Origin of the sequence: Arcobacter sp. CECT 8985 (assembly GCF_004116495.1) — a bacterium.
GTDB lineage: Bacteria > Campylobacterota > Campylobacteria > Campylobacterales > Arcobacteraceae > Malaciobacter.
This window is the reverse complement of the sequence record NZ_PDKC01000033.1, coordinates 20,055-27,786: the sequence shown is the minus strand read 5'-3', so window position 1 is coordinate 27,786 and position 7,732 is coordinate 20,055. Positions and strand designations below refer to the sequence as shown.

Below are 7,732 nucleotides of genomic sequence, written 5' to 3'. Positions count from 1 at the left end.
TTTTTAGGTGGTGGAATAGTTTTTTATGCAAGAAAATATATGAAATAGTATAAATAAAATATATAATTATCAATTAAAGGAAGGAAATTGAACCAAATAGAATATTTTTACAATATAATATATTATTTTTTTTACAGAAGTGCAATTAAAATATCTTATGGGTTAGACTTTATTTTATATCCATATAGAAAATTAATATTTCTAATTATTGACATACCAATTATACGTAAACAATATACTAAAAGAGGTATTACCAATCCTAGAAAAACAATAGAAGAAAGAAGAAAAAAGACTACAGAAAATCCAATATTAAGTCGTGGAACAATAATAGGTCATGGCTTTGCAACATCTGTCTTATTATTTTTTTATATAGCAATTTATCATATATTTAAATACTCTTTTTTTCCTACATTTCAAGATAGCTTTGGTTATGTATTAACAGTTACTGGAATACTTGCATATTCTACAGATATTATATTTACTCAAACATCTGATAAAGATATAAGATATATAAAAGAGTTCAATAAAAGAAAAGGTTGGTGGAGAACTAAGTGGAAAATTATCACAATACTATCTTTATTTTTAAGTCTTTGGTTTTCTTTGACTACTTCTAGTGGTGGTAATGTTGGACAATTTCTTATTAGTTTACATTCAAATATATAACCTAATTTAAGAGAAGTTTACTAATATAAAAGAAAAAGTTACTAGAAGATGGCTACATAAAGAGATAAAAGAATTTTTAAAAAGATTAGGAGCAAAAAGATGATGAAACACTTATTTATTATAGGTATTTTGTTTATAAATATATTATATGCAAAAGATGGATTTTTACAAATGTGCAAAGATCCAACTCCCTCTCAAAAAGTAACTCTTGAAGCAATAGTTATTGAAAATAGTTTTACTTTTAAAACAAAAAATTTAGATAATGTAAATTGTAAGAAACTCGAAAAATATTTAAAATATAATAACAGACTATTTTTTATGCCTAGGAAAATAACGGACTTAACACCTTTACAATATTTTTCTAATATAAAATATTTAACTATTAATAAAAATGACATAACAGACTTAAGCCCCCTAAAAAATCTGATAAACTTAAAAGAATTATATATTTCATATAATCCTATAAAAGATATATCTGTATTAAAAAACTTTCATAAATTAAAAAGCTTATCTTTAAATTTAAAAAACATATCTAATATTTCCTCTATTAGTAAACTTACAAATATAAACTTTATTAATTTTATTAATATTAAAATAGTAGATTTTAAATATTTAGAAAATTTAAAAAATTTAAAAGATTTAAATATTTCATATAGTAAAACAAAAAATCTTTGTTCTTTAAATCAATTAACTCAATTAGAACAATTAAGATTATCAGATACAAATATAAATAATATATCATGTTTAAAGAATTTAAAAAAACTTAAAATTTTAGATTTGGGGTCTAACAATATAACTGATATAAGTAGTATTAAAAACTTTACAAATTTAAGAGAATTACAATTATTTCAAAACCCAGTTAGTAATCTTTCTGCTTTATTAAAATTAAAACATTTGAAGTGGCTAGGTTTAGATTCAACAAAAGTAGATGATATAAGTATATTAAAACCATTATTACCAACATTAAAAGAAGTTCGTTTAGGAATCACAGAAGTAAAAAGATGCTCTGCTAAAAATGTAGAAGAATTAATTAAAGGAAAATCATGCCTTAATAAAGATGGTACACCAAAAGTATTTTAGAAACAATGGTTAGGATTATAAAATGAAAAAAATTATATTTATATATTTTGTTTTAATAGTTTCTTTAAATGCTATGGATCTTAGTTTTTTAAAGGTTGAAAAAATTGTTTTGGACAATGGAAATGAATATAATGAACAAAATTACATTCAAGCAAATGGAAAAGGTAAAATATACTATAAATATTTAGGATTACCTCCTTTAGAATATAATCATAAAATAGGAAAATTTGAATTTAATAAACATGATATACAAATGGGTTTTATAATAGGGTTTAATGCTAAATATAATGGCGAAATAAAAAATGGTGCAAGAAATGGTTATGGAGTTTTAGAATCTAAAATGAGATTAAAATACGAAGGTAATTGGAAAAATAATAAATTTCATGGAAAAGGTATTTTAACTCAAGAAAGAAGTGCGTTTAAATATGAAGGATATTTTGTAAATGGAAATAAAGAAGGTGAAGGTCATCTCTCATATTATTTTACTATTAATTTAAATAAAGATCATACTAAATACTCTTTAAAATATGATGAAGTTAATTTTCCAGATAGAGGTTCTTATAAAATTCATATTATAGGAGATTTTAAAAATGATAAAATATCAAAGAAAGCTAAATGTTATTTGATAGATACTCAATATAATTCTAGACAAAAATGTACTTTAAAAAATGGAGAGTTACAATCAAAAATTAAACTACCAAAGGAACTATTAAAGGAACTAAATAAAAGTACAAAAAAGAAGATTATAAATATAAGACTTACAGATAATACACTAAAAGCAATTAGTAGAATTTATACAGATAAAGTTTATGTAGTAGCAGAAACAAATATGAAAGATGGAGAAAAAATAAAAGTAACATTTTTTATACTTGGTAAAAATAATGAAAATTTGGTAAAAGTATTAAGAACTTCATTGGTTAAAAATTCTCAAATTATAGAAGAATTTAATATTCCAAAAATTTTAAAAGAACATGATATAAGTAAAAATAGAATGCAGTCTTTAAATGCAGAATTAGAATGGCATGATTAAAAAATGGAGAAAAAGAATTGAAAAGGATATGGGAATGATCCTAAAATATAGACACAAAATAATTCAGTTAATTAATATAGCAATTTAGAAAAAATTGTAAATAGTTAAAGGAATTAAAAATGTCAATAAGAGAATATAGGGAAGAGTTTAGAAGAGATGCAGTAAAACAAATTTAAAGAAATTAAAAGAAATAATGAATAAATTAAAAAGAGTTTTAAAAAAAAGATTTGTAGGAAAATTAGAAGCTTTTAATATGGGAAGTTTAATCTATTTTTTACAAGAATCACATTCTACAAGTAGAAGAATACTTCATCCTAAAATAAAAGAATTTTTAAAAGAAGTTATGGAGAATAAATGAAAAAAATAGTTATAATCTTAATTTTAAACATCACATTTTTATTAAGTAAAGATAGTTTTATAGATATATGTAAGAATCCTACAATAGAGCAACAAAAGACTATTAATGCATTAATAGAAGGATATAATGAGTTTAGAAATATGGATATAAATAGACCATTGTTAGATCCAAATGATTCTCACATTTGTGAAAAATTAGCAAAAGGGAAAGGGTTTCCAAATATTACTAGTAAAGATATCTCAGACCTTAGTATTATTAAATATTTTTCAGCAAATGAAAGCTTAAATCTATGGAATAATAAAATCAGTGATATAACTGCATTAAAATATCTCACAAAACTCACTAAATTAGACTTAAGTTCTAATAATATTTCAAAAGGTGTGAAAAGCTTAGAAAATTTACCATTAAAAGAACTTAGTATAGATATTACTGATGATATTGATTTAAAATATATAGGAAAAATTAGAACCCTAGAGAATTTATCTGTGTACAATGGGAAAAATGTCAAATCACTTAATAATTTAATAAATTTAAAACATTTGTCTTTGTTATCTATAAAAATTAATAGTTTATGTGATTTAAAAAGTTTACAATCTTTAAAAAAGTTAAGATTATTTAATAATAATCTAAAATCTTTAAAATGTATAGATGAATTTCCAAATTTAAAAAAACTTAGAATTGAAAGAAGCCCAATCACAGATTTAACACCATTAATCCATGCAGATAGTATAGAAGAATTTGATTTCTATCAAATGCCAGTAAAAGATATATCGCCACTTGCAAAAATGAAAAATCTTAATTCAATTTTATTTAGTAAAACAAAAATCAAATACTTAAGTCCTTTAAAAGAATCAAAGTCAATCAAATTTGCAGAAGATACAAGAGAAAAATTTATAGAAGAGTATTTTAATAGATCATTAGCACATTGTTCACCTAAAAATATGGAAGAAGTAAGAGAAGGAAAATCTTGTTTTGAAAAAGATGGTAAAACTTTAAAACCTTGGTGGAAAAGATGGTTTGGATTATAATTCTTTATAAATTCGCATCTTTTGAAGGCACGAAGGGATTCGTGCTTTTTTTATTTAACAAATGTACAACAATAATCTACTAATTTTTTCACTCTTAGTTTAAATTTTGAATTAGCTGGTACTTCAAATGTTGCTGGACCTTTTACTTCCATCCAATCTTCAGCTGGTAACATTACTTCTAATTCACCAGTTTGAATATCAATAATCTCTTTATTTACAGTATTTAATTCATACTCACCTGGTATCATGATTCCTAATGTTTTCTTTGATCCATCTTGAAATTCAATTGATCTACTTGTAATATTACCTTCATAAAAAATATTTGCAGCTTTTGCAATACTTACATTTTCAAATCTTGGCATTAAATTTCCTTTATTATTATTTAATTAATATAATATCATATTTTTTATTTGAAGCGTATATCTATATTACATTTGTTATAATTTTTCTATATAAAAAGTAACCAATAAAGAGTTTATTTACATGCAAGGATATATTTTAGATACTAAACCTGTCAAAGATGATGATTTGATAGTTACAATTCTAACAGAAAACAAAATATACACAACATACAGATTTTATGGTGCAAGACATTCAAATATAAATGTGGGATATAAAATTGATTTTGAATTAGAAAATACATTAAGAAGTGATATTGGAAGACTAAGAGATGTAATGCAACTAAACTACCAATGGATACTTGATACAAAAAAGATGTATTGCTGGCAAAGATTTATAAAACTTTTTTATTCACACTTTAGAGATATTGAAGAAATTGATAATTTCTATTTTAAATTATTAGATGATTTAGCTTACCTTATGATAAAACAAAATGAAAGAAGAGCAATCATTCAAGCTTATGTAAGACTTTTAGAGCATGAAGGACGTCTTCATACTGATTATACTTGCTTTTTATGTGATATAGAAATAGAAAATAAAGTATCATTAGTAAGAAGTTTTGTACTTGCTCATCCTCAATGTACTTTTGCAAGAAAATTTGATTTATACAAAGTAAAAGAGATGTTTGAAGAAAATTCACTAATTAGTTTCGATGAAGATGAGATTGACTATTTGTGGAATATACTTTTACAAGGTTTATAATTTTAAAATATAATTATAGGAGTTATCAAGAGTTATAAGTAAAAAAACTATATAATATATTATGTTTTGCGGGAGAAATAAATGTTAAATGAAATAAAAAATGCCAGTTCATATTTGGATATCGAAGAAGAAGATATTGTTGTTTCAAACATTTTAAATAAATATGAATTAAATTCTGATAATAACTCTTTTTTATTTAGTATTGAAAATGATTATAGAACTCTAATCAACTATGTTGCCAAATTATATATAAAAAAAGAAGAAATTCCTGCAGATATAAATGAAGAATTAAATAATAATATTAACTTAAAAAAATACCTAATAAATAATATTAAAACTAGAATAAATGATATATTTTATGATGATAAAACAATTGTTTTTAAAGAGATTGTAACTATTACAAACTTATTATCTCTTGGAAAAGATTATGAAATATTTGTCAATTATATAGATTATAATTTAAATAACCTTTCTACTCTTTTTAGAGATTATGAGAATAGATTAGAAAGTATGAAAGATGATAAAGAGAACTTCGATATTCTTTTTGAGCATTACTCCTTATTAATCGAATCAATAAATGTTCTTTGTAATATAAACTCTGTCGATATACAAAGAAAAAAGAGTATAAATGTAATGCTAGAGATATTAACTGAGACTATTAATATTTTAAAATTCAAAATAACTCTTAATGATAGTCAAGTTAATGTTTTAAATAATATATTAGGTAAATTACTTTTTTATTATGCACATATTCCTTATATTGATACAAAAGCAAAAAGTGTAGAAGATTTGATTGAAGAGTTTCACTTCTATTTAGAAAAAGCTCATAGTGGATATGAATTATCAAAGAGCACTCAATTTGGTAACTCAAATGAGTTGGATGAATATAAAAAATATTTAACTTCTATTTCTACTTTGATTTCAAATTTGATTTTTAAACTTGAAACTCAATATGATTATAATGATTATAAAGATATTGATAAATTTAATACTATAATAGATCTATATAAACATACTATTGTTCATGCGACAATAGAAGATATTAAGACAATTGCCGAATTTAAAAAGCACATAACAAATAATTATATTTTTATTTATAGTGGTTCTACTGAAGATACTATAAATACAGTTATAAATGACTTTTTTGAAAATAAAAACTTTGATAATTCTACTATGCAAATTATCTTTTCTATTTGTTTATATTCTAGTAAAATCGAAAATGAAAAACTACTTAATATAATCAAACAACTAATGTCACTTGATAAATTTGAAAATGATTACTTGGAGTTTTATAAACTTAAAATATGCGATATTATTATTAATAGATTAATAAGACAAAGAGATTTCATTCTTAATGATGATATCATAAAACAAATAGTTACATATATAAATAAAAATAGTATTGCTTCACATATTATCTCTGAATATACTAAAATATTTTTATCACTTAGCCTTTATTATTCATACTTTAGTGACTTCAAATCAGTTGAACTTTCAAAAAGTTATTATGCAACTTATAAAAACTTAAATGGTGAAAACCTACTTACAAATGAGTACAAAAAAATAAATAGAGAAATATTTATTAACTATGGGAAAAACTTAATTGAAGAGTTAGATTTAAATAAGCAAGAATTAAATGATGATAAGTATTTTGAATTAGGAAATAAGAGTGTTTTAAGACATATTCATCAAAACAAAATCAATAAAACATACTATATGAATCAAAAATTTTCAGACTTAATAGGAAAAATATTAAATGAAAAAAATTTAGATGATGAAAAAGCAAATGAGTATATATCTGATTTTGTATCAAAAGATGTTTTCCATGGCCTTGGTTGTGTAATGATTGATGGATTATGTCAAAAAGATTGTCAAATGCTAGATTTAGGATATAAAATTGAGGAAATAGAACTATTTTCAAAATTCAAACTTAAAGTTGCATACTCCACATTATACAAAGATATTTTTGAAAATATTTTTGAAGATAGCAAAGAATTCATTAAAAAAAATATAACAACTGCAATAATTACATACCAAAAAACAGTACCAATGTTTTATGATAAAAAAACAGACCTTAGAAATATAAATAAACTTCTTAAAGATTTAGAAGATATAGAAAATGACTTTATTTTTGTTGAATTTTACATTAATAATATTGAAGAGATAAATACAAAATATGGATATGCTAGATCAAATGCTATATTAAAAGAGTTTGCGGATAAAATAGATGACTTTGCAAATTTATATAGACTTTCTGGCCCTAAATTTGGACTAATATTACCACTAAATTCAAATATTGATAACTATATTAAAAGAATTAAAAGTAATCCAGTTTCATATAATAATAAAAAAGTTAATTTTGATATAACATTTGCTGTGTCGTGGGGAAATAATAATAATATCCTAGAAAAATCTGCTTATTGTATGGCTCTTGCTTTAAAAAATGAGAGTAATTATTATGAGTTTAGATAA

At 22.5% G+C, this 7,732-nt stretch carries 8 protein-coding genes; 7 read left to right on the top strand and 1 reads right to left on the bottom strand.

Annotated elements, in window-relative coordinates; genetic code table 11:
* Positions 1-87: 87 nt before the first annotated feature.
* From CRU93_RS11960 to CRU93_RS11945, 5 genes are all read left to right on the top strand, one after another.
* Positions 88-663 (top strand): hypothetical protein, encoded by a 576-nt coding sequence (locus CRU93_RS11960; RefSeq protein ID WP_129104435.1) that lies wholly within the window; start codon positions 88-90, stop codon positions 661-663.
* A 99-nt stretch (positions 664-762) separates the two neighbouring features.
* Complete coding sequence (locus CRU93_RS11955; RefSeq protein ID WP_129104434.1) at positions 763-1,743, top strand: leucine-rich repeat domain-containing protein; 981 nt, start codon at positions 763-765, stop codon at positions 1,741-1,743.
* 22 nt (positions 1,744-1,765) lie between these two features.
* The gene (locus CRU93_RS11950; RefSeq protein ID WP_129104433.1) at positions 1,766-2,773 is read left to right on the top strand and encodes a hypothetical protein; all 1,008 of its coding nucleotides are present in this window, start codon (positions 1,766-1,768) and stop codon (positions 2,771-2,773) included.
* A 193-nt stretch (positions 2,774-2,966) separates the two neighbouring features.
* The gene (locus CRU93_RS14205) at positions 2,967-3,131 is read left to right on the top strand and encodes a hypothetical protein (protein ID WP_164967679.1); all 165 of its coding nucleotides are present in this window, start codon (positions 2,967-2,969) and stop codon (positions 3,129-3,131) included.
* Positions 3,128-4,159 carry a leucine-rich repeat domain-containing protein gene (locus tag CRU93_RS11945; RefSeq protein WP_129104432.1) on the top strand — a complete coding sequence of 344 codons (1,032 nt, stop codon included), beginning with the start codon at positions 3,128-3,130 and terminating at the stop codon, positions 4,157-4,159. Before CRU93_RS14205 ends, CRU93_RS11945 begins: the two co-directional genes overlap by 4 nt.
* 50 nt (positions 4,160-4,209) lie before the next feature.
* Here the strand turns inward: CRU93_RS11945 and CRU93_RS11940 are convergent, their stop codons facing one another.
* On the bottom strand, positions 4,210-4,521 hold the full coding sequence (locus tag CRU93_RS11940; protein ID WP_129104431.1) for a pyrimidine/purine nucleoside phosphorylase: 312 nt from the start codon (positions 4,519-4,521) through the stop codon (positions 4,210-4,212).
* 121 nt (positions 4,522-4,642) lie between these two features.
* Between CRU93_RS11940 and recO the strand changes: the two genes are divergently transcribed.
* Together recO and CRU93_RS11930 are read left to right on the top strand one after the other, a co-directional pair.
* Positions 4,643-5,260, top strand: coding sequence for a recombination protein RecO (gene recO / locus CRU93_RS11935; protein ID WP_129104430.1), 618 nt, complete (start codon positions 4,643-4,645; stop codon positions 5,258-5,260).
* 81 nt (positions 5,261-5,341) lie between these two features.
* On the top strand, positions 5,342-7,732 hold the full coding sequence (locus CRU93_RS11930) for a hypothetical protein (RefSeq protein WP_129104429.1): 2,391 nt from the start codon (positions 5,342-5,344) through the stop codon (positions 7,730-7,732).

Coding starts and splice junctions, on each gene's coding strand:
- CRU93_RS11955 (WP_129104434.1), top strand. CDS start 763: ATGATGAAACACTTATTTATTATAGGTATTTTGTTTATAAATATATTA.
- CRU93_RS11950 (WP_129104433.1), top strand. CDS start 1,766: ATGAAAAAAATTATATTTATATATTTTGTTTTAATAGTTTCTTTAAAT.
- CRU93_RS14205 (WP_164967679.1), top strand. CDS start 2,967: ATGAATAAATTAAAAAGAGTTTTAAAAAAAAGATTTGTAGGAAAATTA.
- CRU93_RS11945 (WP_129104432.1), top strand. CDS start 3,128: ATGAAAAAAATAGTTATAATCTTAATTTTAAACATCACATTTTTATTA.
- CRU93_RS11940 (WP_129104431.1), bottom strand. CDS start 4,521: ATGCCAAGATTTGAAAATGTAAGTATTGCAAAAGCTGCAAATATTTTT.
- recO (WP_129104430.1), top strand. CDS start 4,643: ATGCAAGGATATATTTTAGATACTAAACCTGTCAAAGATGATGATTTG.
- CRU93_RS11930 (WP_129104429.1), top strand. CDS start 5,342: ATGTTAAATGAAATAAAAAATGCCAGTTCATATTTGGATATCGAAGAA.